We start from the raw sequence: 24,173 nt of genomic DNA, 5'->3' as shown, positions 1-24,173 counted from the left end.
CCCCTGTCAGGGGGAGGTTAGGTGGGGGCTGTCCGGGCTGGAATTCGCATCCGGCGCCTCTCTTACCCAAGATCAATCACGCCTCGTGGATGCGGGGTTGACCGATCAGCGGCGGTTCACCCTTGAGGGTCATGGGCAGGCCAGAGACGATGAAATAGGCGTCGTCGCAGATTTCGGCGAGCCGCTGGTGGGCGCTGCCGGCCAGGTCGCGGAAGGTGCGGGCCAGGGCATTGTCGGGCACGATGCCGAGACCCACTTCATTGCTGACCAGGATCACCTTGGTCCTTTCGAGCTGCAGCAGGGTGGCGCCGAGCTCACTGACGGCGAGGGATACGTCTTCGTTGGCCATCAGGAGGTTGGTGATCCAGAGGGTCAGGCAATCGACGAGGATCACATCGTGCCGGGCGGATGTGTCGAGCAGGGCCTTCGACAGACCAAGTGGCTCCTCGATCGTGGCAAAGCGCCCGGCGCGACCGGCCTGGTGACTGGCCACCCGGTCGCGCATCTCGCTATCGAGCGGCTTGGCAGTGGCAAGGTAGGCGGGACTGGTGCCACTGCGCAGCGCCAGTTGTTCGGCAAAGGCGGTTTTGCCCGAACGGGCGCCCCCCAGCACCAGGACGTGTCGCGTCATTGTTCTGCCTCCGCACCGGCTCAAGACTCCTCCATCCTATACCCAAAAGCGCCCGGAACGAACCGTTAGCCATGGAGGGCGAAGGCCGGCACGAGAATGTAATCGCCGGCCCCGATTTTTGTGCCTTATTCTACTTTCGTCTTAGCTGCTTTCGCATTATGGTCCGCGCCGAAACCAGACCCTAGAATCCGTCTAAACTTCGGAGATTCCTAGCGTGAGCAGATACTATCTTGGCGTTGATGGCGGCGGCACCAATTGCCGCGTGCGTCTGGCCGATGAACATCTGAACACACTGGCCGAAGTCAAGAACGGCCGCTCCAACCTCCAGATCGACGACGGCGAGCCTGCCTACAAGGCCATCCTCGATGGGACGCGCGACGTCTTTGCTGCGGCAGGGCTCGATTATGCGCAGACCGCCAATACCTTTGCCTGCTTCGGCATGGCCGGAGGACGCATGGATTCGGCGCGCGCCGAGTTCGCGGCGCGCGCCTGGCCCTTTGCCGGGGTCAAGGTCTATGACGACATCGACATCGCCCATGCTGGCGCCCTGGGCGGCGGCGAGGGCGGCGTCATCATCGTGGGTACCGGTTCGGCCGCCATGTCGATCGTCGATGGCGTGCGCTACCAGGCCGGTGGTTGGGGCTTTCCCACGGGCGACCAGATGTCGGGCGCCATCCTGGGCCGTGAGCTGATGCGCTATTCGGTGGAAGCCGAGGATGGCCTCGTCGAGGCATCGCCCCTGACCAAGGCGGTGATCCAGCAACTGGGCGGCGACAACCAGGCGGTGATGGCCTGGGCCTTTGCCACCGCGCTCAACCTCAGGATCATCAGCGAAGATGGCAGCGAAGGTTGCGACGATGCCCTGATCGGCCGGGCGCCGGCAGAATTCGGCAAGCTGATGCCGCTCTTTATCGAATATCTCGAACAGGGTGACCCGGTGGCCCGGAAGATGCTCGACATCGAACTGGGCTATATCGACACTTATGCCAATTGGTTCAAACGGCATGGTGCGCAGGTGATGGCGGTGGTCGGCGGCTTTGGTCAGCGGCTCTTCCCGATTCTCCAGGAGCGCTACGGCGATTTCGTCGCGTTGCCCAAATACGAACCTCTTCACGGTGCGATCATTCTCGCGCGCCAGAACTTTGCGTCAAACTAGGGACGAGCCAGTGTCCAGCCGTATCATTCCCGTCCAGCCATTTGATTACGTGGTGTTCGGCGCCACCGGCGACCTGACCAAGCGCAAGCTCATTCCGGCGCTCTACCATCGTTTCAACGACGGCCAGTTCGACGAAAAGAGCCGCATCATCGGCGCCTCGCGCTCCAAGCTCAGCGATGCAGAGTTCCAGGCCGCCGTGCGCGATGCCATCACCCAGTTCGTGGAAAAGCCCTATCAGGACGAGGCGGTGATCGAGCGCTTCGTCAAGATCTGCTCCTACGTGCCGGTGGATGCCAGCAACCCCGACCAGTCGGGCGACCTGGGCAAGGCGCTGCGCGACGACCCCAAGGTCGTGCGTGCCTTCTACCTGGCCGTGGCACCCGACCTGTTCGAGCCGATTGCCGAATATCTGAGCAAGAAGAAGCTCTATCGCCGCGACGCGCGCGTCGTGATCGAAAAGCCGCTGGGCCATGACTTGGCCAGCTCCATGGAAATCAACGACGGCGTCGCCAAGATCTTCAAGGAAGATCAGGTCTACCGCATCGACCATTACCTGGGCAAAGAGACGGTGCAGAACCTCCTGGCGCTGCGCTTCGCCAACGCGCTGTTCGAGCCCATCTGGAACTCGGCCCATATCGACCACGTCCAGCTCACGGTGGCCGAAAGCGTCGGCGCCGGCACCCGCGGCTACTATGACGAATCCGGCGCCCTGCGCGACATGGTCCAGAACCACATGCTGCAGCTGCTCTGCCTTGTGGCCATGGAGCCACCGGCCTCTGACGATGCCAATGCGCTGCGCGACGAAAAGCTCAAGGTGCTGCGCGCGCTCAAGCCCATCACCAATGGCGACGTGGCCAAGAACACCGTGCGCGGCCAGTACAAGGGCGTGAAGTCGGAAGCGACATCGGTTGCCGGCTACCAGGACGAGCTGCCGGACGATAAGAAGGGCAGCCGCACCGAGACCTTCGTGGCGCTCAAGGCCGAAGTGCAGAATTGGCGCTGGACCGGCGTGCCGTTCTACTTCCGCACCGGCAAGCGCATGGCCAACCGCGTTTCGGAAATCTGCATCCAGTTCAAGCCCATTCCGCACTCGATCTTCGGCCATGCCGAAGGGGCGCCGCGGGCCAACAAGCTCATCATCCGCCTCCAGCCCGACGAGGGCGTGAAGCTGATGATGATGATCAAGGACCCAGGCCCCGGCGGCATGCGCCTGCGCGAGGTGCCGCTCAACCTTTCGTTCGCCGAGACCTTTTCGGAGCGTACGCCCGAGGCCTATGAGCGGCTGCTGCTTGACGTGATCCGCGGCAATCAGACTTTGTTCATGCGCCGCGACGAACTCGAGGCGGCCTGGAACTGGGTGGACCCGATCCGCGAAGCCTGGGACCGCGCCACGGAGCCGCCGCAGAGCTATACCGCCGGCACTTGGGGCCCGAGCGGGGCCATTGCCCTGATCGAGCGGGATGGGCGGACCTGGTACGAGGATGAGGTTTAGTGGGTGAGGCGCGATGCCAGCTCACCTCTCCCTGAGGGGAGAGGTCGCCCCGCAGGGGCGGGTGAGGGGTTCAGCGTCGTGTCGTTACTGAAAGGCATTCACCCCTCACCCCAGCTCTGCCAAGTCGCTTGCGCTCCGGGCGCCGCTACCCTCTCCCCTGAGGGGCGAGGGGGCGCAAGAGCCGAAAATTTGGATAAAAGACAATGACCATCGATCGCCGCACCTTTGCCGACAAGCCGACCCTTGCCAAGGAATTGGCCGAGGCGGTGGCCGATCGCATTCGCGAAGCCATTGCGACGCGCGGCACGGCGGCCATTGCAGTAAGTGGCGGCTCGACGCCGGCGCGGTTCTTCCAGGCCCTGGGCAAGACCAAGGATATCGACTGGAGCAAGGTCATCGTCACGCTGGTGGACGAGCGCTGGGTCGACGAGACCAATGACCGCTCCAATGCCTTGCTGGTCAACGAGAAGATGCTGCAGGGCCCGGCAGCCGTTGCCCGGTTCTTCCCGCTCTATTCGGGCGGCACCGAGCCCGACGATGCGGCAGTGGCCCGCACCAATGCGCTCCTGGGTGAACTGCCGGAGCAGTTCGCGGCCGTAATCCTCGGCATGGGCAGCGATGGCCATACGGCCAGCTTTTTCCCCGGCGGCGACACGCTGGACCAGGCGCTGAGCGCCGAAGGTCCGACCCTGGCGATCCGGGCACCCGGTGCGGGCGAGCCTCGCATAACCTTTACCCTTCCGCGTCTCCTCCGCGCGGATGGGCTATACCTTCACATCGAAGGGGAGGAAAAGGCCGACGTGCTCGACACGGCTCTGGGCGATGGTCCTGTTGAGGACATGCCCATTCGTGCCGTCCTGCGGTCCGGCCACGCTGTATCTGTCTACTGGTGCCCATAGTCCCCTCAGCGATCCCAAATCGACCGCTCTGGCCACTACGCGGCTCCTGCAAATAGGAGACGTATATGTCTGTCCGTCAGGCCATCCAGGATGTCACCGACCGCATCGCGGCCAGGAGCCGCGACACGCGCCGCGACTATCTCAACCGCCTCGATGCCGCGCGCGAAGCGGGCGTCCATCGCGCCGTGCTCAGCTGCGGCAACCTCGCTCACGCCTTTGCCGCCTGTTCTCCCTCCGAGAAGGCGGCGCTCGCGGGCAACAAGACGCTGAACCTTGGCATCGTCACCAGCTACAACGACATGCTGTCGGCCCATCAGCCCTATCAATTCTATCCCGACATCATCAAGGAAGCGGCCCGCACGATCGGCGCCACGGCGCAGGTAGCAGGCGGCGTGCCGGCCATGTGCGATGGCGTGACCCAGGGCCAGCCGGGCATGGACCTGTCGCTGTTTTCCCGCGATGTCATCGCCATGTCGACCGCGATCGCCCTGTCGCACAACATGTTCGATGCCGCCGTTTATCTCGGCATCTGCGACAAGATCGTGCCGGGCCTGCTGATCGGGGCGCTGACCTTCGGACACTTGCCGGCGGTCTTCGTGCCGGCCGGGCCGATGCCCTCGGGCATCCCCAATGACGAGAAAAGCAAGGTCCGCCAGCTCTATATGGAGGGCAAGGTCGGTCGCGCCGAACTGCTGGAAGCCGAGAGCAAGAGCTACCATTCGGCGGGCACCTGCACCTTCTATGGCACTGCCAATTCCAACCAGATGCTGATGGAGATCATGGGCCTGCACCTGCCGGGCGCCAGCTTCGTCAATCCCGGCACGCCGCTGCGCGATGCCCTGACCCGCGAGGCCACGGTGCGGGCGCTGTCGCTGACGGCGCTGGGCAACAACTATACGCCGGTCGGGCACGTGATCGACGAGAAGGCCATCGTCAACGGCCTTGTCGGTCTCCATGCCACGGGCGGCTCGACCAACCACACCATGCACCTGATCGCCATCGCCGCGGCGGCGGGCCTGCAGGTGACCTGGGACGACATGAGCGACCTCTCGGACGCCACGCCGTTACTGGCGCGCGTCTATCCCAATGGCGTCGCCGACGTGAACCACTTCCATGCCGCGGGCGGCATGGGCTTCCTGATCCAGGAACTGCTGGAGTCGGGGCACCTGCATGAAGACGTCAAGACCGTCTGGGGCGAAGGGCTCTCCGGCTACAAGGTCGAGGCCAAGCTGATCGAGGACAAGCTCACCTTCGAGCCAGCACCCAGCGAATCCGCCCTGCCCAAGGTGTTGACCAAGGTCGAGACGGCGTTCCAGTCCTCCGGTGGGCTCAAGCTCCTCTCCGGTAATCTCGGTCGGTCCGTGATCAAGGTCTCGGCGGTCAAGCCCGAGCACCGCGTCGTCGAGGCGCCGGCGCGCGTGTTCCACGGCCAGGAAGAGCTGCAGGCGGCGTTCAAGGCAGGCGAACTGACCGGCGACATGATCGCCGTGGTGCGGTTCTCCGGACCCAAGGCGCTTGGTATGCCCGAACTGCACAAGCTGACGCCCTCGCTTGGGATCATGCAAGACCGCGGCTTCAAGGTGGCGCTCCTGACCGACGGGCGCATGTCGGGCGCCTCGGGCAAGGTCCCAGCGGCCATCCACATGACGCCCGAGGCGGTGGACGGCGGCCCGATCGCCCGCATCAAGGATGGTGACATGATCCGGCTCGATGCCAATGAAGGGACGCTGCAGTTCCTGGGCGACGAAGCCGAGTTCTTCAGCCGCCCCATCGCCACCGAAGATCTGTCGAGCCAGCACTACGGCATGGGCCGCGAACTCTTCGCCGGCTTCCGGAGCCTGGTCGGCGTGGCGGATCGCGGCGCCAGCGTCTTCCAGTGACCAAATCGCCCGTGCCTCACGAGGCGCGGGCGCTGGTTTTGCGACTCTGCAGGACCTCTTCGAGGGATCGCGGCCGCAACCCCTGCGGGTCGACGCCGACATCGAACTGCCGCGGCACCGGGGTCAGCCTGCCGTGTGAGTGGCCGTGGAGGTTGATGGACTTCTTGCCCATCTGGTTCCAGGTGCGGAACGGGTAGTGGCAGAGCACAAAAAGCTGCCCCTCGATCCGCATCTCGGCATAATGCTGGATGCTGGCCCAGCCACGCGCCTGGATGGTCGGCTCCGGATCATTGTTGCCGATGATCAGGTGCTTGGTGCCGTTGAGCTGCGCCAGCAGCGCCTCGACCTGCTCCTGCGAACCACGGGCGAAGTCGCCCAGGTGCCATATCTCGTCATCAGGGGCGACAACGGCGTTCCAACTGGCAATCAGCGTCGCATCATGCTCGGCCATGTTCGGGAACGGCCGCCGATCAATGCGCAACACGCGCGGATCGGCGAAATGGGTGTCGCTGGTGAAATAAAGCATGGGCGGAGAACGGGGAAGGCGCCGTGCTGTTCCTACCGGCTTCGCCCGAACAGCCTTTCGATGTCCTTCTTCTTGAGCTCGACATAGGTGGGGCGGCCGTGGATGCATTGGCCGGAATGAGGGGTTTGTTCCATGTCGCGGAGCAGGGCGTTCATCTCGTCGGTGCGCAGGCGGCGGCCGGAGCGGACCGAGCCGTGGCAGGCCATGCGGGCGATGATGGCTTCCATACGGTCGCTGACGGCGGCAATGGTGTCCCATTCGGCGAGGCCATCGGCGACGTCGCGCACCAGGCCCTCGATGTCGGAATTGCCCAGGAGGGCCGGGGTCTCGCGGACGGCGACGGCGCGAGGTCCGAAGCGCTCCAGATAGAGCCCGAAGCGCTCCAGTTCGCCGCTGGCATCCTCCAGGCGGGCGCAGTCTTCCTCGGGCAGTTCGATGACGAGCGGGATCAGCTGGGCCTGGCTGGGGACGGGCCCTGACGCGAGTTGCGCCTTGAACCGTTCATAGACCAGCCGCTCATGGGCGGCGTGCTGGTCGACCAGCAACAGGCCCTCGCCGTTCTGCGCGATGATGAAGTTGTCAAACATCTGCGCACGCGCAGTGCCGAGCGGATACTCCATCAAGGCCGGGAGGGGCTCGACCTCCATGCGGGCGCTGGGCTCGTTGAGCCCCTGGAGGGTGGCGGCAAAGCCTGCGGCACTGGGGTAGGCGGTCCGCTCATAGAAGGTGGACGAGGCTTGCGACGGGCTGCTCGAGGGGAAACGGTCGTTTGCCGGTGTTGCCGGAGGTTCATAGGCCGGTGTGCTGAACGCACCCAACACGTCTTCGGCAACAGTGTCCGACGCCTTGAAGCCGGCGGCGGCCAGCGCCTCGCCGATGGCGCGGATCACGGCACTGCGGACGGCGCCTGCATCGCGGAAGCGCAACTCGGCCTTGGCCGGATGAACGTTGACGTCCACCTCTGCCGGATCGATGGCGACATAGAGGGCGACCACCGGAAAGCGGTCGCGGAACGTATAGTCGGCGTAGGCAGCGCGGATGGAGCTGATCAAGACCTTGTCGCGCACCGAGCGGCCATTGACGAAGTAGAACTGCGACAGGGAATTGGCGCGCGTATAGGTCGGCAGGCCGGCAAGGCCCGCAACGACCACGCCGTGGCGGCTGGAGGCGAGCCGGACAGCGTTCTGGGCGAAGTCGTCGCCCATGATCTGCCCGAGCCGGGCTTCAAGCGCCCCGCGGCCAATGACGGCCGGCCAGTTCGACGGTGTCCGGTCACTACCATTGAGGAGGAAGTGCACACCGGGATTGGCCATGGCCAGGCGCTTGACCACGTCGGTGATGGCGGCAGCTTCGGCTCGATCGGATTTGAGGAATTTGAGGCGCGCCGGCACATTGGCGAAGAGGTTCTTGACCTCGACGATCGTGCCCCGGTTCATTGGGGTCGGCACGGGACCGTTGCGCAGGCCGCTGCGGACTTCCAGCTTAAGCCCCGTATCGGCTGAGGCCGTCCGTGAGCAGATGGTGAGTTCGGCAACCGAGCCGATCGAGGCCAAGGCCTCGCCGCGGAAGCCCAGGGTCCGGATGTCGTCGAGATCGTCGACATGGAGCTTGGACGTGGCGTGACGCTCCACCGAGAGGATGAGATCGTCCCGATCCATGCCGTGCCCATCATCCTCGATGCGGATCAGGCCCTTGCCGCCGGCCGCAGTGGTCACCACGATGCGGCTGGAGCCAGCGTCGATGGCGTTCTCGACCAGTTCCTTAACCACGCTGGCAGGCCGCTCCACCACTTCGCCGGCGGCGATGCGGTTGATCAGGTCTTCGGGCAGCTGGCGAATGGGCAAGGCGATTCTCCTGGACGGCGATTATAGGGTGACACAACCGTGACGCCATCCTGCGCGTTGAGTGATCAAACCACAGGAGATGACGATGAGCAGCAAGAGTGATGACGTTACCCAGGCCAACGAAGAGGCCAACAAGCGCTTCAACGGCAAACAGCCATCCTCGGGCAAGCGTCCGGAAGACGCGTCGGATGTGACCGAAGCCAATGAAGCGGCCAATGCCGAGTTCAACGATGACGGGCAGGGTCGCGAACCTGGCACCGGTGTTGGCGGCCTGCGCGGCAACTCGGATTGACTGGCAGGCGGCGCTTGAGCGGCTGGCAGGCAGGGGCTAAAGCTCCGTCATGCCCAGCCAGTCGCCCATGGACCTCGCCCTTGCCCTAGCCGAAGAGGCCGCTCGCCACGGCGAGGCGCCCGTCGGCGCAGTAGTCGTCGAGAGCGGGGAAGTGCTGGCCGCCGAGCGCAACAGGATGAAGGCTCTGGGCGATCCGACCGCTCACGCCGAGATGCTCGCTATCCGCGCGGCCCTGGCAAGGCGCGGCACTGGCCGCCTTGATGGCTGCGATCTTTATGTGACGCTTGAGCCCTGCGCCATGTGCGCCGGGGCTATCGCGCATGCGCGGCTCCGCCGGATCTATTTCGCCGCCGAGGACATCAAGGCGGGGGCGGTGGAAAATGGTATTCGCCTCTTCGAGCAGCCCACCTGTCATCATCATCCTGAAGTTGTCTCGGGCATCGGGGCATCGCGTTCGGAAGCGATGCTGCAGGCCTTCTTCAAGGCGTTGCGGGAATAGGGGGCGCTTGCGGCGGACCTCCGGGTGAACTAAGTTTAATGAACTAAGTTCACGAGGCTGCGCCATGCAGAAGGTCAATATCCATGAGGCCAAGACCCACCTGTCACGCCTGGTAGAACAGGCCGCCAGGGGGGAGAGCTTCATTATCGCCAAGGCCGGCAAGCCGATGGTGAAAGTAGTGCCGCTCGACGAGCCTGAGCCCAAGAAGATCAACCGGATCGGCTTCATGGAAGGCGAGTTTAACGTGCCCGAGGATTTCGACCGCATGTTCGAAGATGAGATTGCCGACATGTTCTATGGCAAGGAATGAGAGTTCTACTCGACACTCATATCCTCTTGTGGGCCACCGCGCTGCCAGGAAGATTACCCTCTGCCGTCGCCAGCATCCTCCAATCCCCAGACACACGACCCTATTTCAGTGTGGTGAATATCTGGGAAGTCGCCATCAAGGCCGCACTCGGTCGGTCGGACTTCACGGTTGAGCCGGACAAGCTCCGCCATCGCTGGCTCGACAATGGCTATGTCGAACTTGATGTGGCCGGCGATCATGCAGTCGCCATTGGGCAACTTCCACCAATTCATCGTGACCCGTTCGACCGCATGTTGGTGACACAGGCGACGGTTGAAGGACTGGAATTGCTGACCAGCGATCCCATGGTAGCCAAGTATCCAGGCCCGATCAGGTACTTCAGCTAGGCTTACCCATAAGCGACCCAGCCGCGGAAGGTGAGGGCGGCGTAGAAGAGTTCGATGCCGGTGAAGCCCGCCTCCGCCAGCATGGCTTCTTCTTCTTCGGGGGCGAGGATGGTCAGGCGCGTAGCCATTGTTTCGGCCGCTTCGGATAGCTTTGCCGCATCGCCCCCGCCGAAAAGGACGTGGCGCTTGAGCCAACGGCTGCGTTCCGGCTCAGCCTGCGTGACGCTGATATGGGCCAGGATGAGCGGTGCGCCGGGTTTGAGGCGCTGCCTGATGGCGCGCAAGGTGTCGAGCCGCTGCTCCCGTTCGATGAAGTGAAAGGTCAGGAGGCAGGTGGCGCCATCAAACGGCCCGGGGGGCGCTATGTCGATCAAGCCCTGATGAAGGGTGATGCGCTCGAGGTGATCGGCGGCAATCTCCCGCGCGAGGTCCAGCATAGGGGACGACGGATCGACACCATCGAAGCGCCACTGCGGATGATCCTGGGCCAGCGCCCGGAGCTCCAGCCCACCGCCAGCGCCGAGGACGAGGATGCGTCCCTGCTCGGAAACGTGTTCGGCCAGAAGCTGCGACATCATCCAGTGCAGGCCCTGAAGCCCCGGCACCTGCGCAAACGGGCGCTCGGCATAGCCGGCAGCATGCGAGGCGTTGAATTGTGTGATGGTCATGATGCAGGTCTCCAAACCGGCAGGTTAGACCATCCGTCCTTTTCTGTAACTTAAAAAGTTACATGAAATCAGCCGCTCGGAATGACCGGGACCTTGCCTGCCAGATAGGCTTCGATCCTGTCGGCCAGCATGCGCTTGAAGCGCTCCTTTTCCGCATCGCCGTGGGCGACGATCTCGCGGACCCGCCAGAATTCGAGGGCGCCAAAGGCGGTGACGTGGGGACGGATGTAGATGTCGGGCGGATAAGCGGCCATCATATGCGCAGTCAGCGAATGCATCATGATCTGAGCCGAGCCGAACCAGATATCCAGCGCCTTGTGGTCGGTCTTGGCAATGTGCTCGGAAGGGTCGCCATTGACGTCGATGCCGATCAGGAAATCGGTATCAATATCGGCCTGGTCGAGCGGCAGCGGATTGACCACGCCGCCATCCACCAGGATGTGGTTGGCATAGGCGACCGGCTTAAAGAGGCTCGGGATGGCGATTGAGCCGGCGATGGCCGGTCGCAATGGGCCGGAATTGAACACCACCTGGTGCCAGGACTGGAAATCGGTCGCCACCACGTAGAGGGGCACCTTGAGGTCCTTGAACTCGAGCGGGAAGTGCGGCGGCGTGAAGGCATCGACGATGCTGGCCGCGTCGAGCTGCATCGAAATGCCGTTCTTGAGAATGCCGCCGATGCCCCGGATCTGGGTGGCCCAGAGTTTGGCGGCGATGGCCTTCATCGTCCCGAGCACCTCGAACGAATGCTCGCGCAACTCCTTGCCCGTCATGCCGGCAGCCCAGCCGGCGCCGATCAGCGCACCGATGGATGTGCCCGAGATGACGGATGGGCGGAGACCAAGTTCGTCCATTGCCTCGATATAGGGAATGTGGGTAAGGCCGCGGGCAGACCCGCCGCCAAGCGCCACGCCAATTCTGGGTCCGGAAACGGTGCTCATCTCACCCCGCGCCTTGCCTCCCGAGCGAAGCCGTTCGACCACTTCCTGCCCGCGTCGCTGCAGCGGCGTCAATCGAGGCTCCGGTGCCTCGGCAAGGGTGGTCGGGGATGAGGTTAGGCCTGCGAGATTGAGAAAGGGTTCAAGTTGCGCTGCGGCGGATCTCCCGCCAGCCGATGTCTCGGCGGCAAAAGCCCTCTGGCCAAACAATCTGGTCCACGCCTGCATAAGCACGCCGGTGCGCCTCTTCCGCTGTGTCGCCGAGCGCAGTCACGTTCAGCACACGCCCCCCGGCAGCAACTAAACGTCCGGCGTCGCGGCGTGTTCCCGCATGGAAGACGTGGAGCGTTTCGGAATCGAGCTCCTCGGCGCCCTTGATTTCGCTGCCCTTGCCATAGGCGCCCGGATAGCCGTTGGTCGCCATGATCACCGTGAGGGCGAACTGGTCTTTCCAGTGCACCCGATGACCGGCCAAAGTGCCGGTTGCCGTCGCCAGCAAGAGCGGCAGGAGATCGCTCTCCATGCGCATCATCAGGACCTGCGTTTCGGGATCGCCGAAGCGGGCATTGTATTCCACAAGCTTTGGCCCGTCGGGCGTAAGCATCAGCCCGGCATAGAGCACGCCCTGGTATGGCGTCCGGCGCGAAGCAAGGCCGCGCACGGTCGGCCAGATGATGCGCTCAAGCACCTCGTCATAGATGTCCTGTGTCATTACCGGAGCCGGCGAGTAGGCGCCCATGCCGCCGGTATTGGGGCCCGTGTCGCCATCGAAAGCGCGCTTATGATCCTGCGCGGTGGTGAGGGGAAGGATGTCCTTGCCGTCACAAAGGACGAAGAGGCTGACTTCCTCGCCTTCCATGAACTCCTCGATGACCACCGAGGCGCCGGCGGCGCCAAAGGAGCCGGCGAAGCAGTCGATGACGGCCTCCTCGGCCTCTTCGATCGACATGGCCACCGTCACGCCCTTGCCGGCGGCGAGACCATCGGCCTTCACCACGATAGGAGCCTTCTGCGTGTAGAGATATGCGAGCGCCGCGGCCTCGGTGTCGAAGCGGCCATAGGCGGCAGTGGGAATATCCATTTCGTCGCAAAGCTGCTTGGTGAAGCCCTTCGAGCCTTCAAGCTGCCCGGCCGCCTTGCTCGGGCAGAAGCAGTTGATCCCCGCGGCGCGGACATCGTCACCCAATCCCGCGACAACCTGCGCATCGGGCCCGACAACGACGAAGTCGATGGCCATGAGCTTGCAAAAATCGGTGACGGCCTTGTGGTCGGTGATGTCCAGGACGACGTTTTCGGCCACAGCCTGTGTTCCGGCATTGCCGGGCGCGATGAACAGCTTGGTGAGGAGTGGCGACTGCGCGATTTTCCACGCCAGCGCATGCTCGCGTCCGCCCGAACCGATCACCAATACGCGCATACTGTGCCTCCGCCATGTCCGCGGGCGTGATGCACGAGATGCCGTTGCGAGGCAAGTCGCTATTGCGACCCCTCGTTGCCTCACTTTTGGCTTCTTGGCTGCGCATCGCTCTTCCGGTGCAGCGCAAGGAGTGGCCGCCAACATGGACCTGACTTTTTTCGGCCTCGTGCCAATGATTTTTGGCGGCGCGCCGGCCGATTCACCGCGCGCGCTGCTCGACTCGATCTACCAGCCTCTGCAGAGCGGTGAGCAGATCAACCTCGAAGAGCACTATTCGAGCCATCTGCAGGCGCTGGTTGCCAGCAACATCGAAGCCAATGTTGTCGATCGGTCGGGGGAGGCGATCGATCCAACTGCACCCGACATCGTTACCTTCAATCCCTTCCTCAACGGCACCGAAGCCAAGCTCGACAACCTTGCCGTGACCGAACCGGTGATTCAGGGCGAGACGGCCGTGGCGCTGGTGAGCTTTGAACGAGCAGGGGAGCCGACGACCCTAACCGTCTCCATGGTCGATGAAGGCGAGTGGAAGGTCGACGATGTGGCTTCCGTCGGAAGTGGCGAGAAGTGGCTCTATTCCTGGCTGCTGCAGTACGACCCGTACAACCAGCAGTAGCTACATCTCGGCTTCGGTAAAAATGCGGGTGAGGTCGCCGTTCCACTCGCCACGGAACTTGTCGAGCCAGCGCTCGGCCGGCGACTTGGCAAGGCGAATGGTTTCCTCGAGCGGGGCGAGGTGGATGGTCTCGTCCTTGCCCTGGGCATTGCGGCGGTCGCGCCGGACAAGGCCTGCTTCGGCAATGCCCACGGCCTGCGCGGCGATATCGTAGAGGTTGGAGCGGTCATGCGGGGTCATCAGACCCAGTCGCGGTACTTCGCGGCGCATATGCTCGCGTTCTTCCGCGCTCCAGGGCTCGATCAGCTCATAGGCCGCTTCAAGCGACACGGCGTCGTAGAGGAGGCCGGTCCAGAAGGCGGAAAGCGCGGTCACCGACTTTTCGTCACCCATGTCAGCGCCACGCATTTCGAGGAACTGCTTGAGGCGCACCTCGGGGAAGATGGTGGAGAGGTGGTCCTCCCAATCCTTGATCGTCGGCTTCTCGCCGGGCAACTGCGGCAACTCGCCCTTAAGGAAGGCGCGGAAGCTCTCGCCGGCCACGTTCACATACTTGCCGCCACGGATCACGAAATACATCGGCACGTCGAGCGCGTAGTCGGCATACTGCTCGAACCCGAAGCCTTCTTCGAAGGCAAAGGGCAGCATGCCAGTGCGGGCATTGTCGGTGTTGAGCCAGATGTGGCTGCGATAGCTGAGATACCCGCTGTCGCGCCCTTCCGAGAAGGGTGAGCTGGCAAAGAGCGCGGTGGCGACGGGCTGCAGCGCCAGAGCAACGCGCAGCTTCTTGACCATGTCCGCTTCGCTCGAGAAATCGAGATTGGCCTGCACTGTGCAGGAGCGGAACATCATTGACGTGCCGAGTGTGCCTACCTCTTCCATATAGGGCTTCATGATGCCGTAGCGGGACTTGGGCATGGCCGGGATCTGCTCGACCGACCAGAGGGGCGTGACGCCGAGGCCCAGGAAATGGATGTCGAGCGGGGCCGCGACTTTCCTTACCACGCGCATGTGCTCGGCCATTTCCGCGGCGGTGCCATGGAGATCCTCCATCGGGGCGCCGCTGAGCTCGAACTGGCCGCCGGGCTCAAGCGAGATACCGCCGGCAACTTCGTCGTTGCGCAGCCCGATCGGATTGTCACCGTCAAAGAAGGGATGCCAGCCGGTTTCCGCCTGGACGCCGTCGAGCAGGGCGCGAATGCCTTGCGGACCTTCATAGGTGACAGGCCGCAGGGGATTGGTGTGGAACACGTGCTTTTCGTGTTCGGTACCGATGCGCCATTCGCTTTCCGGCTTGGCGCCGCGCGCCATCACCTCGATCAGGTCAGCCCGCGATTCGATCAGCGGGGAAAAGGTGTCGGCGCCGGCCATAAGCAGTCCTCTGGCGATGAGGGGTCAATGTCAGGCGGAACATAGCGTTGCACAAGCCGAAAGCAATCGGCTTTTATCGCCAATCACCGATGATCGCTTGAATAACGGCCAGCGCGGCCACTGCCGCGGTGTCCGCGCGCAGGATGCGCGGACCGAGGCTGATCGGCACCACAAAGGGAAGACCCCGGAGCATTGCGCGCTCGTCGTCCGAAAAGCCGCCTTCCGGTCCGATCAGCAGTCCCAGCCGCTGTCCCCTGAGCGTCGCCAGTGTTTCCACAGGTGAGGAGGAAGCTTCGGCCTCATCGGCCAGGATCAGCTTGCGGTCTTCTGGCCAGGAGCGGAGCAGCACCTCCAGCGTGATTTCGGGCGCCACCTGGGGAACGCTCAGCACTTCGCACTGTTCGGCCGCCTCGACGGCATTGGCGACCAGCCGCTCATGCTTGAGGCGGTTGACCTGGGTGAAGCGGGTAAGGACCGGCTGGATCGTGCCGGCGCCCATTTCCACCGCTTTCTGGATGACATAGTCGAGCCGTTCGCTCTTGAGCGGGGCAAAGCCATACCAGAGGTCGGAGGGCGGCGTCTGCTCGGCGACCTGCTCGAGGAGGTCGAGCGTCACCGACTTCTTGGAGTCGCTGGCCAGTTGCGCCAGCCAGGCGCCGTCGCGGCCATTGAACACCACGACCTGATCGCCAACCACCTTGCGGAGCACGGCGGCCAGGTAGAGCGACTGGTCTTTTCCGAGGGTAATCTGGGTGCCTCGGGCGAGATTGGGCTCGATGAAGAGGCGGGGCAGGGCGGCATGGGTGCGGAGCATGGGGGTACGCGCGGTTCCCTTCTCCCCTTGTGAGAGAAGGTGCCCGAAGGGGCGGATGAGGGGTTTCAGGCTTCACCTTAAACGCTGTATGCGTGGAAAGAACCCCTCACCCGGATTTTCTGTGAACGCAGGAAATCCACCCTCTCCCGCAAGGGGAGAGGGGTGGACATCGAGCCCGTGGAACGCCCATGACCGACACTCCTCCAGGCACAGTCGCCGATGCCCAGGCCGGCAATTGGGTCGACCGCCACGCGCCACAATGGCTGAAGCCCTATGCGCGGCTGGCGCGGTGGGATCGGCCGATCGGCATCTGGCTCTTGTGGTGGCCCTGCATCTGGGGACTGGCCCTGGCAGCCGTTGCGCAACCGCAGGCCGGCTTCGACTGGATCGCCGCCATCCTGATGCTGGTGGGCGCGGCGCTGATGCGGGGGGCCGGCTGTACCTTCAACGACATCGTCGATCGCGACATCGACGACAAGGTTGCGCGAACGCGGTCCCGCCCGATCCCGTCGGGACAGGTCACGGCACGTGATGCCCTCTACTTCATGGTGGGGCAGGCACTGGTCGCCTCAGCCATCCTGTTTCAGTTCAACCGATTCACCGTCTGGGCCGGCGTCGCCTCGCTCGTGCTGGTGGCCATCTACCCCTTCATGAAGCGCATCACCTGGTGGCCCCAGGCCTTTCTGGGCCTCGCCTTTTCCTATGGCGCGCTGGTGGGGTGGAGTTCGCAGACCGGCAGCCTCGGCTGGGCGCTAGTGCTGCTCTATGCCGGCACGGTGCTCTGGGTCATCGGCTACGACACGCTCTATGCACTCCAGGACATCGAGGATGACGCGCTGATCGGGGTGAAGTCCACCGCGCGCCTGTTCGGCGAGCATGTAAAGCTGGCCGTGGCCGTGCTCTATACGGGCGCCTACCTCCTCTGGATGGCGGCCGTGCTGCTGGTGAATGGCGGCATCGTCTTTGCAGTATTGGCGCTGGTGGCGGCGGGGCTCATGGCCTGGCAGGTCTGGACGGTGGATGCCGCGCAGCCGGACAATCCGCGGCTGCGCTTCTACAGCAATCACTATGTCGGGCTGGCGCTGGCGCTGGCGCTCTTGGCGGAATGGGTGTGGTGAGCTGAGAAACGCTCTGCGAGATTGCTGAGCACCGCTCTTGGGCGCGACCTGAGGGGGTGAACTTGCGTCCGCTTGGTAAGTGAAGTGTCCTCGGGTCGAGCCCGAGGATGACGATCGGCGCAAGGTGCAGCATCATCGCCTAAACGCCAAAAGGGCTGACCGCACCACTGGTCAACCCTTTGGACGTGCTTTGGAGGAGCAGTAGATCAGGCGTCGGTATGACCCGGCTGGCGCCGGTTGAGGAAGCGCGGGCGCCGGTTGGCTTCTGCCACCAGCTTGCGCCGCGCCACCGTGCTGCCCACCGCCAGGCCATCGACCTGCTGCGAATAGGGCATGTAGGCACCGTCGCCGGCCTTGATGAACAGCGGCAGGCGGAGCTTCTTGCCCCAGTTCTGCCACTCGGCGACGACGTTGTGATTGCCTTCTTCTTCGAAGACCCGGTAGTTGAGTTCGCTGTCGGAATGGACCAGTTCGATGGAACTGGTCAGCACGCCTTCTTCGGAGATCCGCGTGGCGACGGCCACGCCGATGAATTCAGTGACGGGCACCTTGACCTTGATCGCGACGCCGCTCTGCTCGAGCATGCGGCGAACAGTGACGGTTTTCACCGGGTCTTTGGGGCCATTGTCGTTGGCCGCCACGAAGCGCTTATCCGAGAGCGCCGGCCGGCCAAAAGCGAGCACGACAGACGTCCCTTCCATCGCAACACCATGAACCATTTGAATTCGCCTTCCTGTCAACTTCGAGAGCTTTTTGCGGCGCTCTCTTTGTGCAGCCAACATAGCGCGTCCCCTTACCCGGCCCCTTAATCGGTTCGGTTAAGTTTATGTTGTTTTCCCGGAGGGTTAGCAGGGTATTGCAAGGTGTAGGGGAGGGTTAACCCAAGGCGGTGGCGGGGGATTGACCGTGTCGGCCTTGCTGCGGGTGTAGAGCCCCTTGGGCCGGCGGGAGGCGCATGGCCGGTGGTTACGGCAGACCCTTGCCGCCCGCGGGTGCGGGGCATAAAAGGCCCGCAATGCCTTTGCCCGCGACCACCTACAGCGATGATCTGGAACTGCTCCGCTCCGCGGCGGTGGCGGCGGGTATCATTGCGTCGAGCTTTTTCCGGCGGCCGGTCAAGAGCTGGGACAAGGAGAATGCCTCGCCGGTGAGCGAGGCCGACATCCTGGTGGACCGCTATCTCGCCAATGCCTTGCTGCAGGCGCGGCCGGACTATGGCTGGCTCAGCGAGGAAACGGCCGACAACCCGAGCCGGCTCGACTGCGAACGTGTCTTTGTGGTCGATCCGATCGACGGCACCGGCGGCTTCCTGCGCGGCGAGGACAGCTGGACCGTGTCGCTCGCGGTGGTGGAGCGCGGCGTCGCGGTGGCCGGTGTCGTCTACGCGCCGATGCGCGACGAACTGTACGACGCCGTCAAGGGCGAGGGCGCACGCCTCAACGGGCGCCCCATCGAGCGCACGCGGCGCGCCGGGGCGGCGCCGATCATCCCGGCTGCGGGCGCGGTGCACCAGGAGATGCAGGCGGCAGGTCTCAACTATACTCGCGGGCCCTATTATCCCTCGCTTGCCTATCGGTTGGTGCAAGTGGCCATCGGCAAGCTCGATGCCGTGGCCAACCGGCGCGGGTCGCAGGACTGGGATATCGCCGCGGCAACGCTGATCCTGGACGAGTGCGGCATCGACATTGCCGATGTCTGCGCCGGGTTCCCCCGTTTCAACAGACGAGATGTGCGCCATGGGGCGCTTGCGGCGCTCAGCGACATGAGCCTAAAACCCGCCGTTCATGCAGCGCTGATCAAAGTCTATGGCTGCCCCGCGGCGAGCGACGCCGAACCACCGATCCAATATCTGACGGACCAAACCGATGGCTAATGCAACTCCCGAAAAGCAACTGCTCCACCTCGTGATCGGCGGCGAACTGTCCAGCCTCGAAGGCGTGACCTTTGCCGATCTCAACCAGGTCGACATCGTGGGCCTCTATCCCAACTACGCGGCCGCCTATGCCGTGTGGAAGCAGAAGGCACAGATGACGGTGGACAGCGCGCAGACGCGCTATTTCATCGTGCATCTCCACCGCCTGCTTGAGCCCGAGACGCACAAGCCGTAAGGGCTTCCAACTGGGCGCGGCGCTTAGCTCAGCAGTGCGTCGGTGATGGCCTGGAGGGCGCCGGGCCCGCCGATGCGCTCGCGGCCCACCGCGCCCAGGCGCTGCCGTTCCTCGTCGTTCTGCAACAGCTGCGCCAGGGCCGCGCCGATGGCGGAAGCTTCGGGGGAAACGACAATGCGCGCTTCGCCGAAGAGCTTTTGTTCATCGGTGAAGCGTGAGCGCCGGTCGCGCGGATTGATGAAGGTGATGGCCGGAAGGCCCGAACCGAGCGACTGGATGGTGGCGGTGCCCGCCTGCGACAGGACGAGATCTGACGCGCCTAGAAGATTGCCCATCGCTGCGCCCCGCGCCAGGTGAAGGGTCAGGTCACCGTCGGACAGTTCTCCGAGATCGGCAGACTCGACGCTCAGCATGGGCGTGCGGCGGAGCTTTGCGGCACGTGCCAGATCCTCGATGTTGATGCTGCCGGCGACGGCCACGAAGACGTCTGGCCGGATTTCGGGCGGGAGGGTCCGCAAGGCATCGACCTGCAGCGCGAAGCTTTCGGCGGTAAGGGCCCGGCTGCCGGGCAGCAGGGTCACGGCGTGCCGCCTGGTGCGGCGGGCGCCAGCGTCGTATTCGCCATGCGGAATGGTGTCCATCATCACATTGCCGGCGGCGCGGGCATCGACGCCCACATCGCGCAGCGTCTGTGCCAGATTGTCGGCCCGGCAGAAGACGGTGCGGCAGGCGCGCCGGATGAACCAGCGCTCCAGCCCCGAATAGAGTCGCGCTGCGCCGGTCTTGTAGACGTCGAGGTAGAATAGGTCCCGGTAGCCGGTGGCATAGCCGGCCAGCACCCCGACCATGTCGCCAACAACGACCACCCGATCATAACGGTCACGGATCTGGCGCAGGAAGCGCAGCGCCGGCGGCACTGTCGCCAGGCCCCCATTGGCGAGGTCCCGGCGCAGCGATCCCTTGACGTTGCGCCAGCCTTCCGATGCGAGCGTTGCACGCGGGCCGACAATGGGGCAAACGCCGGCAAAGGCATTGCCCAACCCAATCATGGGATAGGCGTCGACCTCGATCGACTTGGGCAGGGCGCGGATGGTTGCGGCAGCTATGCTGTCTTCGCCGTGGCCGTTGGAAATGAACAGGAACCGGTTACGGCCTGACGCTGCGGCCGTCACGATCAGGCTCCGCGGCCAAACCGCTCAAAGGCGGTGTGCGCGGCCACGGCATCGACATAGGCTTCCTGCCGGTCGACACTCCAATAGAACAGCTCGTCGAGCGGAATGGGCTTCTGTGTAATGGCGCAGCGCACGAAGGTGCCGGGCTTCAGCACGACATAGTCGCCATCCAGATAGCGAACCGTCGCCTCGGTGGGGGAAAAGCCCCTGTCGAAGATGTTCATGCCGACCTTCCTTCGCCGTTTCTTCCGCTATAGCCGCCTGCGACGATGATCAAAAGAGGCTTTCCTGCACGTCGCTCGCGGCTGCGGGGCGTGGTTTCTTCTTTATTGGCGGGCTGCCGGCAATTGTTGCGCCGACTTCCCCATCGGCAAACTCGATCGACACCTGGTCGCCCGGATTGGTCGCGGCACGGCCATGCACGAGGTGGCCTTCGCTATCCTTGACCACGGCATAACCGCGCGCCAGGACGCTGCGATAGCTCAAGGAGACGAGGAGCTTGCCCGACTGGGTCAGAGCAGTGCGCCGGTGCAGCAGGGTCTGTCCGATGCTGGCGAGAAGGCGCGCGGAAAGCGGTGCCAACTGCCCCTGCGAATGCCTGAGTTCGGCGCGCAGCGCATTGGGCGACAGCTTGGGTCCGATGGCGTCGAACTGGGCGCGCTTGCGCTCCACCAGCCGCCCCGCTGCCGCGCCGAGCCGCTCGGCCCGCGGATCATGGGTCAGACGTGCCCGCTCCACCGTCTTGCGCAGCCCGGCATCGGCGCGCAGCGACAGGTTGCGCAGTTTCTCCGCCGCCTCCTGGCGCTGCGCCACGAGGAGGCGCGGGTTGAGCTTGGTTTCCACGCGGGAAAAGGCGAGGTGCCGGTCCTGTACGGAGTGGCGGAGGCAGGCAAAGAGATTACTGGCGGCATGGTCGAGCCGCTGCCGATGCGTTGCAACGAGATCGGCCGGCCGGGGCAGGCCAGCGGCAACGGCGCGGTAGCGGTCGCGGGCACTGCCGGTAACGCGGCGCGCGGCCTGGCGCTGCCGCCCGCCCAGGTCATCGACATAGCCGATAAGCTCGGCGCGTACCGGAACGGCAGCCTCTGCCGCCGCGGTGGGCGTGGGCGCGCGCATGTCGGACACATAGTCGATCAGCGTCGTGTCGGTCTCGTGCCCGACGGCGGAAATCACCGGAATGCCGCTGGCGGCAACGGCACGCACCACCGCCTCCTCGTTGAAGCCCCAAAGGTCTTCGATGGAGCCGCCGCCGCGGGCGACGATCAGCAGATCCGGGCGCGGCATGTTTCCAGCCGCTGGGAGAGCGTTGAAGCCTTCGATCGCCGCGACCACCTCGCTGGCGCAGGTATCGCCCTGCACCCGTACCGGCCAGACCAACACATGGCTGGGGAAACGGTCTGCCAGCCGATGGAGGATGTCGCGGATCACGGCGCCGGTTGGCGAGGTCACCACACCGATGACCCGCGGCAGATAGGGCAGGGGGCGCTTGCGCTCACGGGCAAACAGGCCTTCGGCCTGAAGCTTGCGCCGCCGCTCTTCGAGCAGGGCCATCAACGCCCCGGCGCCGGCTGGCTCGATATTGTCGATGACGATCTGGTATTTGGACGAGCGCGGGAACGTCGTCAGCCGTCCGGTGGCGATGACCTCCAGTCCCTCCTGGGGCTTGAAGGTGAGCTTGGCATAGTTGCCCTTCCAGACCACGGCATCCATGCAGGCCGCATCGTCCTTGAGGGTGAAATAGGCGTGGCCGGACGAGTGCTGCCCGCGAAAGCCGGAAATCTCGCCGCGCACCCGGACGTGCCCGAACTCGTCTTCAACCGTACGCTTTACCGCCTGGGCGATCTCGCTGACGGTGAATTCGGCGGCATTGGTAAGAAGTTCGGCCATACGCTCTGGTGCGACAAAGGGGAGGGGAGGTCAAGAGCCCCGGGCTCTACTCCGCGGCCTCGGCCGGGCGGTGGAGGTCGAGATTGCCCATGGATTGCACGATGTGGTTGGCCAGGGCGTCATAGATGCCGCCATAGGCGTGGCTGGCGCGCTTGAGCGCAATCTGCGCATCTTCCAGATGAGGCAGGCCAACCTCGTCATTGACGACGCGCATGCCCGGCTGCAGTGCACTTTCGGGCAAAAAGCCGACAGCCAGGTCCGACAGGACGGCGCTCGAAATCGCCGTTGCGTTGGAAGACGTATAGGCAATGCGATAGTCGGTGCCGCTGCGGTCCAGCGCCTCCATGGCATCCTTGCGCCAGATGCAGCATTGCGGGCCGCAGGCGATGGCGAGCGGCTCGCTGGCCAGGGCGCGGCCGCCATGGCTTGCGACCCAGAACATCTTTTCGGTGCGGAACAACTCGCCGAAGTTCTGGTCCGTGCCCTGCGTGAAGACGATAAGGTCGTAACGCCCTGCCTTCATGCCCTCCAGCAATTGCTCGGAGGCCATGCAGGACACATCCACCGCGATCTTGGGATGGGTGCGCTGGAAGCTAGACAGGATCACCGGCAGGAGCCGCACGGCGTAGTCGTCGGGCACCCCAAAGCGGATCGAGCCTGCCAGATCGCCTTCGGAAAAATGGTCAAGAATCTCGGCATTGGTGCGCAGCATCTTGCGCGCCTGCGAATAGAGCGTCTCGCCATGCACCGTAAGCGAAACGCCGCGCCCGTCGCGCGTCAGCAGGGTATGCCCCAGCCGTTCCTCGAGCCGCTTGATCTGCATCGAGACAGCCGATTGGGTCTTGTTCACCCGGCGGGCCGCCTCGGTGAAACTCCCGCAATCGGCGATGGCGCAAAAGCTTTGCAACTGGTCGAGATCGAGCGGGGCAGTCATGGCGCGTGTCCATCAGCCATTTTGATGATGAAGATGAAATCTATTTGTTGGACGAATAGATGTCCAGCAGTCAATCTCCCTCATCGGCGCTCGACGCGTCGGCCTCGCCGACCTCCCTCGGCACAACCACATTGGAAACCATCATGGCTCTCTCGCTGTTCGGCGAGCGGTCTCTTGCGGCCGCCTCGCCCGCCAATCCACTTACCGCCGTCGCGCGCTGGATCCGCAAGGCGCAGGCCGCCCGAACCCGCCGTGCAGCGCTGTCGGCCCTGCTCGAGCTTGATGCCGATCGCCTCGGTGATCTCGGTATTTCGCGTCAGGACGTCGTTGCCGCGATGGTCGCGCCAGCCCATGCCGGACGAATGCTTAATACAGCGCGGGCCCGCAGCGCCCGTTCCTGAGCGCCACGAATTGCATCCGCCTGACCACCGGCCGGTGCCCACTTGTTGGTACGAACGCGTGAGTGCTCGTGCCATCTCCCAGGCCGGTTTTGCCGCCGGTCCTGTTTCCTGATGACTTGCCGGACGGTGCCTAGCACCTGTCCGGCTTTTTTATGGAGTCAAACTCAGGGTAGTTGGGCGAAGCCCTCTTCAAAGCCGTTGAGCGACACGGGGATGCCGATGCCCTCCTCGGGGGTCTTGAAGACCACAAAGATCGCGCTTTCGCCCTTGGACAGGGTTTCGATCAGGCTGTCGTCGAGCACGACTTCAGCCACGCAGCCATTGGGCAGGCAGCGCACAAAGGCAACGCGCCCCATATCCTCGCCATCCACATTGAGGCCGAGCCCGTTGGGCAGCAGCACGCCAAGTGGCGCCAGCACGCGCAGCAGCCGCGCTTCGCGGTCGGCCGTGCGCAGAACGATCACCGAAAGGCCGACATTGGGCTGATCTTCGGCCATGACGTTCTGGATGATGGCGCATTGCTCCGAACTTGCGCCGGGCGGGGTGTCGCAGCTCATCTGCCAGTCGCCATATTCGGCACGGACGACCCCTTGCGCCATGCTGGCGCCCGCGCCGCCAAGGGCGGCAAGTGCGGCAAGGCCAAGACCGGCTAGACGGCGCTTCACAATTGACTTCACTCTATCAATTCTCCCGACGAATCGCCCGCCGGCGCGAGCTCTCGTGTGTTTCATACAGCCCGGGAGGCGAGTCAACCAAAGCCCGGAAACGCTGGGTTATGCCGGGCAAAGTACGGCAAGGGTGAGGCGCCGGCGCT

27 protein-coding genes are annotated in these 24,173 nt (G+C 64.2%); 13 read left to right on the top strand and 14 right to left on the bottom strand.

The genetic code is table 11. From position 1 onward, the window contains the following. Window positions 1-76: 76 nt before the first annotated feature. A complete protein-coding gene (cobU, locus tag VIL88_RS16380) occupies window positions 77-631 on the bottom strand; it encodes a bifunctional adenosylcobinamide kinase/adenosylcobinamide-phosphate guanylyltransferase (protein WP_331990662.1) in 555 nt (184 codons plus the stop codon). A gap of 214 nt (window positions 632-845) precedes the next feature. On the opposite strand from cobU, the gene VIL88_RS16375 reads away from it, so the two are divergent. From VIL88_RS16375 to edd, 4 genes are all read left to right on the top strand, one after another. Beyond that, window positions 846-1,787, top strand: a complete 942-nt coding sequence (locus VIL88_RS16375) for a BadF/BadG/BcrA/BcrD ATPase family protein (protein ID WP_331990661.1) — start codon at window positions 846-848, stop codon at window positions 1,785-1,787. Window positions 1,788-1,797: 10 nt separating this feature from the next. Next, complete coding sequence (gene zwf / locus VIL88_RS16370) at window positions 1,798-3,279, top strand: glucose-6-phosphate dehydrogenase (protein ID WP_331990660.1); 1,482 nt, start codon at window positions 1,798-1,800, stop codon at window positions 3,277-3,279. 203 nt (window positions 3,280-3,482) lie between these two features. Continuing rightward, window positions 3,483-4,178 (top strand): 6-phosphogluconolactonase, encoded by a 696-nt coding sequence (gene pgl, locus VIL88_RS16365; protein WP_331990659.1) that lies wholly within the window; start codon window positions 3,483-3,485, stop codon window positions 4,176-4,178. A gap of 65 nt (window positions 4,179-4,243) precedes the next feature. After that, window positions 4,244-6,058 carry a phosphogluconate dehydratase gene (edd, locus tag VIL88_RS16360; protein WP_331990658.1) on the top strand — a complete coding sequence of 605 codons (1,815 nt, stop codon included), beginning with the start codon at window positions 4,244-4,246 and terminating at the stop codon, window positions 6,056-6,058. Window positions 6,059-6,074: 16 nt separating this feature from the next. Here the strand turns inward: edd and VIL88_RS16355 are convergent, their stop codons facing one another. Further along, on the bottom strand, window positions 6,075-6,584 hold the full coding sequence (locus tag VIL88_RS16355; RefSeq protein ID WP_331990657.1) for a metallophosphoesterase family protein: 510 nt from the start codon (window positions 6,582-6,584) through the stop codon (window positions 6,075-6,077). Between the two features lie 32 nt (window positions 6,585-6,616). Next, window positions 6,617-8,428, bottom strand: a complete 1,812-nt coding sequence (gene mutL, locus VIL88_RS16350) for a DNA mismatch repair endonuclease MutL (RefSeq protein WP_331990656.1) — start codon at window positions 8,426-8,428, stop codon at window positions 6,617-6,619. 85 nt (window positions 8,429-8,513) lie between these two features. On the opposite strand from mutL, the gene VIL88_RS16345 reads away from it, so the two are divergent. From VIL88_RS16345 to VIL88_RS16330, 4 genes are all read left to right on the top strand, one after another. Then, on the top strand, window positions 8,514-8,720 hold the full coding sequence (locus tag VIL88_RS16345; RefSeq protein WP_331990655.1) for a hypothetical protein: 207 nt from the start codon (window positions 8,514-8,516) through the stop codon (window positions 8,718-8,720). A gap of 49 nt (window positions 8,721-8,769) precedes the next feature. Continuing rightward, window positions 8,770-9,219 carry a nucleoside deaminase gene (locus VIL88_RS16340; RefSeq protein WP_331990654.1) on the top strand — a complete coding sequence of 150 codons (450 nt, stop codon included), beginning with the start codon at window positions 8,770-8,772 and terminating at the stop codon, window positions 9,217-9,219. Between the two features lie 64 nt (window positions 9,220-9,283). Continuing rightward, window positions 9,284-9,529 carry a type II toxin-antitoxin system prevent-host-death family antitoxin gene (locus VIL88_RS16335; protein ID WP_331990653.1) on the top strand — a complete coding sequence of 82 codons (246 nt, stop codon included), beginning with the start codon at window positions 9,284-9,286 and terminating at the stop codon, window positions 9,527-9,529. Then, window positions 9,526-9,915 carry a type II toxin-antitoxin system VapC family toxin gene (locus VIL88_RS16330; RefSeq protein WP_331990652.1) on the top strand — a complete coding sequence of 130 codons (390 nt, stop codon included), beginning with the start codon at window positions 9,526-9,528 and terminating at the stop codon, window positions 9,913-9,915. The genes VIL88_RS16335 and VIL88_RS16330 overlap by 4 nt, the downstream gene beginning before the upstream one ends. Window positions 9,916-9,917: 2 nt before the next feature. Here VIL88_RS16330 and VIL88_RS16325 read toward each other — a convergent pair whose 3' ends face one another. The 3 genes from VIL88_RS16325 to purD form a co-directional block, all read right to left on the bottom strand. Next, a complete protein-coding gene (locus VIL88_RS16325; protein WP_331990651.1) occupies window positions 9,918-10,583 on the bottom strand; it encodes a class I SAM-dependent methyltransferase in 666 nt (221 codons plus the stop codon). 68 nt (window positions 10,584-10,651) lie between these two features. Next, window positions 10,652-11,596, bottom strand: a complete 945-nt coding sequence (locus VIL88_RS16320; RefSeq protein ID WP_331990650.1) for a patatin-like phospholipase family protein — start codon at window positions 11,594-11,596, stop codon at window positions 10,652-10,654. Between the two features lie 67 nt (window positions 11,597-11,663). Further along, window positions 11,664-12,938 (bottom strand): phosphoribosylamine--glycine ligase, encoded by a 1,275-nt coding sequence (gene purD / locus VIL88_RS16315; protein WP_331990649.1) that lies wholly within the window; start codon window positions 12,936-12,938, stop codon window positions 11,664-11,666. Between the two features lie 142 nt (window positions 12,939-13,080). Between purD and VIL88_RS16310 the strand changes: the two genes are divergently transcribed. After that, window positions 13,081-13,554, top strand: coding sequence for a hypothetical protein (locus tag VIL88_RS16310; RefSeq protein WP_331990648.1), 474 nt, complete (start codon window positions 13,081-13,083; stop codon window positions 13,552-13,554). On the opposite strand, the gene VIL88_RS16305 is transcribed toward VIL88_RS16310, so the two are convergent. After that, window positions 13,555-14,925 (bottom strand): glutamate--cysteine ligase, encoded by a 1,371-nt coding sequence (locus VIL88_RS16305; RefSeq protein ID WP_331990647.1) that lies wholly within the window; start codon window positions 14,923-14,925, stop codon window positions 13,555-13,557. It abuts the gene before it with no gap. A gap of 73 nt (window positions 14,926-14,998) precedes the next feature. After that, entirely contained in the window at window positions 14,999-15,739 is a 741-nt protein-coding gene (locus VIL88_RS16300) for a 16S rRNA (uracil(1498)-N(3))-methyltransferase (protein WP_331990646.1), read from the bottom strand. 188 nt (window positions 15,740-15,927) lie between these two features. Between VIL88_RS16300 and ubiA the strand changes: the two genes are divergently transcribed. After that, a complete protein-coding gene (gene ubiA, locus VIL88_RS16295) occupies window positions 15,928-16,857 on the top strand; it encodes a 4-hydroxybenzoate octaprenyltransferase (protein WP_331990645.1) in 930 nt (309 codons plus the stop codon). Window positions 16,858-17,063: 206 nt separating this feature from the next. Here ubiA and VIL88_RS16290 read toward each other — a convergent pair whose 3' ends face one another. After that, window positions 17,064-17,576, bottom strand: coding sequence for a DUF6101 family protein (locus tag VIL88_RS16290; RefSeq protein WP_331990644.1), 513 nt, complete (start codon window positions 17,574-17,576; stop codon window positions 17,064-17,066). 296 nt (window positions 17,577-17,872) lie between these two features. Here VIL88_RS16290 and VIL88_RS16285 point away from each other — a divergent pair, with 296 nt between their 5' ends. Next, window positions 17,873-18,730: a 3'(2'),5'-bisphosphate nucleotidase CysQ gene (locus VIL88_RS16285; RefSeq protein ID WP_331990643.1), complete on the top strand. Its 858-nt coding sequence runs from the start codon at window positions 17,873-17,875 to the stop codon at window positions 18,728-18,730. Beyond that, a complete protein-coding gene (locus tag VIL88_RS16280) occupies window positions 18,723-18,965 on the top strand; it encodes a DUF4170 domain-containing protein (RefSeq protein ID WP_331990642.1) in 243 nt (80 codons plus the stop codon). The genes VIL88_RS16285 and VIL88_RS16280 overlap by 8 nt, the downstream gene beginning before the upstream one ends. 23 nt (window positions 18,966-18,988) lie before the next feature. On the opposite strand, the gene VIL88_RS16275 is transcribed toward VIL88_RS16280, so the two are convergent. From VIL88_RS16275 to VIL88_RS16260, 4 genes are read right to left on the bottom strand one after another with little or no spacing between them, the layout of a single operon-like run. Further along, on the bottom strand, window positions 18,989-20,137 hold the full coding sequence (locus VIL88_RS16275) for a hypothetical protein (protein WP_331990641.1): 1,149 nt from the start codon (window positions 20,135-20,137) through the stop codon (window positions 18,989-18,991). 2 nt (window positions 20,138-20,139) lie between these two features. Further along, on the bottom strand, window positions 20,140-20,361 hold the full coding sequence (locus tag VIL88_RS16270) for a DUF2093 domain-containing protein (protein WP_331990640.1): 222 nt from the start codon (window positions 20,359-20,361) through the stop codon (window positions 20,140-20,142). Window positions 20,362-20,410: 49 nt separating this feature from the next. Then, window positions 20,411-22,024 carry an exodeoxyribonuclease VII large subunit gene (gene xseA, locus VIL88_RS16265; RefSeq protein WP_331990639.1) on the bottom strand — a complete coding sequence of 538 codons (1,614 nt, stop codon included), beginning with the start codon at window positions 22,022-22,024 and terminating at the stop codon, window positions 20,411-20,413. 46 nt (window positions 22,025-22,070) lie between these two features. Beyond that, a complete protein-coding gene (locus VIL88_RS16260) occupies window positions 22,071-22,958 on the bottom strand; it encodes a LysR family transcriptional regulator (RefSeq protein WP_331990638.1) in 888 nt (295 codons plus the stop codon). Window positions 22,959-23,017: 59 nt separating this feature from the next. On the opposite strand from VIL88_RS16260, the gene VIL88_RS16255 reads away from it, so the two are divergent. Beyond that, entirely contained in the window at window positions 23,018-23,359 is a 342-nt protein-coding gene (locus VIL88_RS16255) for a hypothetical protein (protein WP_331990637.1), read from the top strand. A 164-nt stretch (window positions 23,360-23,523) separates the two neighbouring features. Here the strand turns inward: VIL88_RS16255 and VIL88_RS16250 are convergent, their stop codons facing one another. Next, window positions 23,524-24,090 (bottom strand): invasion associated locus B family protein, encoded by a 567-nt coding sequence (locus VIL88_RS16250; protein WP_414650150.1) that lies wholly within the window; start codon window positions 24,088-24,090, stop codon window positions 23,524-23,526. Between the last annotated feature and the right edge of the window lie 83 nt (window positions 24,091-24,173).

It is taken from the genome of Devosia sp., assembly GCF_036563435.1.
Lineage (GTDB): Bacteria > Pseudomonadota > Alphaproteobacteria > Rhizobiales > Devosiaceae > Devosia.
The sequence above is the reverse complement of the archived record's forward strand: the minus strand, read 5'-3'. Positions and strand labels throughout refer to the sequence as shown.

Excerpts from the sequence above, each read along its gene's own strand:
- cobU (WP_331990662.1), bottom strand. The coding sequence starts at position 631 with ATGACGCGACACGTCCTGGTGCTGGGGGGCGCCCGTTCGGGCAAAACC.
- pgl (WP_331990659.1), top strand. The coding sequence starts at position 3,483 with ATGACCATCGATCGCCGCACCTTTGCCGACAAGCCGACCCTTGCCAAG.
- edd (WP_331990658.1), top strand. The coding sequence starts at position 4,244 with ATGTCTGTCCGTCAGGCCATCCAGGATGTCACCGACCGCATCGCGGCC.
- VIL88_RS16355 (WP_331990657.1), bottom strand. The coding sequence starts at position 6,584 with ATGCTTTATTTCACCAGCGACACCCATTTCGCCGATCCGCGCGTGTTG.
- VIL88_RS16345 (WP_331990655.1), top strand. The coding sequence starts at position 8,514 with ATGAGCAGCAAGAGTGATGACGTTACCCAGGCCAACGAAGAGGCCAAC.
- VIL88_RS16340 (WP_331990654.1), top strand. The coding sequence starts at position 8,770 with ATGCCCAGCCAGTCGCCCATGGACCTCGCCCTTGCCCTAGCCGAAGAG.
- VIL88_RS16335 (WP_331990653.1), top strand. The coding sequence starts at position 9,284 with ATGCAGAAGGTCAATATCCATGAGGCCAAGACCCACCTGTCACGCCTG.
- VIL88_RS16330 (WP_331990652.1), top strand. The coding sequence starts at position 9,526 with ATGAGAGTTCTACTCGACACTCATATCCTCTTGTGGGCCACCGCGCTG.
- VIL88_RS16325 (WP_331990651.1), bottom strand. The coding sequence starts at position 10,583 with ATGACCATCACACAATTCAACGCCTCGCATGCTGCCGGCTATGCCGAG.
- purD (WP_331990649.1), bottom strand. The coding sequence starts at position 12,938 with ATGCGCGTATTGGTGATCGGTTCGGGCGGACGCGAGCATGCGCTGGCG.
- VIL88_RS16310 (WP_331990648.1), top strand. The coding sequence starts at position 13,081 with ATGGACCTGACTTTTTTCGGCCTCGTGCCAATGATTTTTGGCGGCGCG.
- VIL88_RS16305 (WP_331990647.1), bottom strand. The coding sequence starts at position 14,925 with ATGGCCGGCGCCGACACCTTTTCCCCGCTGATCGAATCGCGGGCTGAC.
- VIL88_RS16300 (WP_331990646.1), bottom strand. The coding sequence starts at position 15,739 with ATGCTCCGCACCCATGCCGCCCTGCCCCGCCTCTTCATCGAGCCCAAT.
- ubiA (WP_331990645.1), top strand. The coding sequence starts at position 15,928 with ATGACCGACACTCCTCCAGGCACAGTCGCCGATGCCCAGGCCGGCAAT.
- VIL88_RS16290 (WP_331990644.1), bottom strand. The coding sequence starts at position 17,576 with ATGGTTCATGGTGTTGCGATGGAAGGGACGTCTGTCGTGCTCGCTTTT.
- VIL88_RS16285 (WP_331990643.1), top strand. The coding sequence starts at position 17,873 with ATGCCTTTGCCCGCGACCACCTACAGCGATGATCTGGAACTGCTCCGC.
- VIL88_RS16280 (WP_331990642.1), top strand. The coding sequence starts at position 18,723 with ATGGCTAATGCAACTCCCGAAAAGCAACTGCTCCACCTCGTGATCGGC.
- VIL88_RS16270 (WP_331990640.1), bottom strand. The coding sequence starts at position 20,361 with ATGAACATCTTCGACAGGGGCTTTTCCCCCACCGAGGCGACGGTTCGC.
- xseA (WP_331990639.1), bottom strand. The coding sequence starts at position 22,024 with ATGGCCGAACTTCTTACCAATGCCGCCGAATTCACCGTCAGCGAGATC.
- VIL88_RS16260 (WP_331990638.1), bottom strand. The coding sequence starts at position 22,958 with ATGACTGCCCCGCTCGATCTCGACCAGTTGCAAAGCTTTTGCGCCATC.
- VIL88_RS16255 (WP_331990637.1), top strand. The coding sequence starts at position 23,018 with ATGTCCAGCAGTCAATCTCCCTCATCGGCGCTCGACGCGTCGGCCTCG.
- VIL88_RS16250 (WP_414650150.1), bottom strand. The coding sequence starts at position 24,090 with ATGAAACACACGAGAGCTCGCGCCGGCGGGCGATTCGTCGGGAGAATT.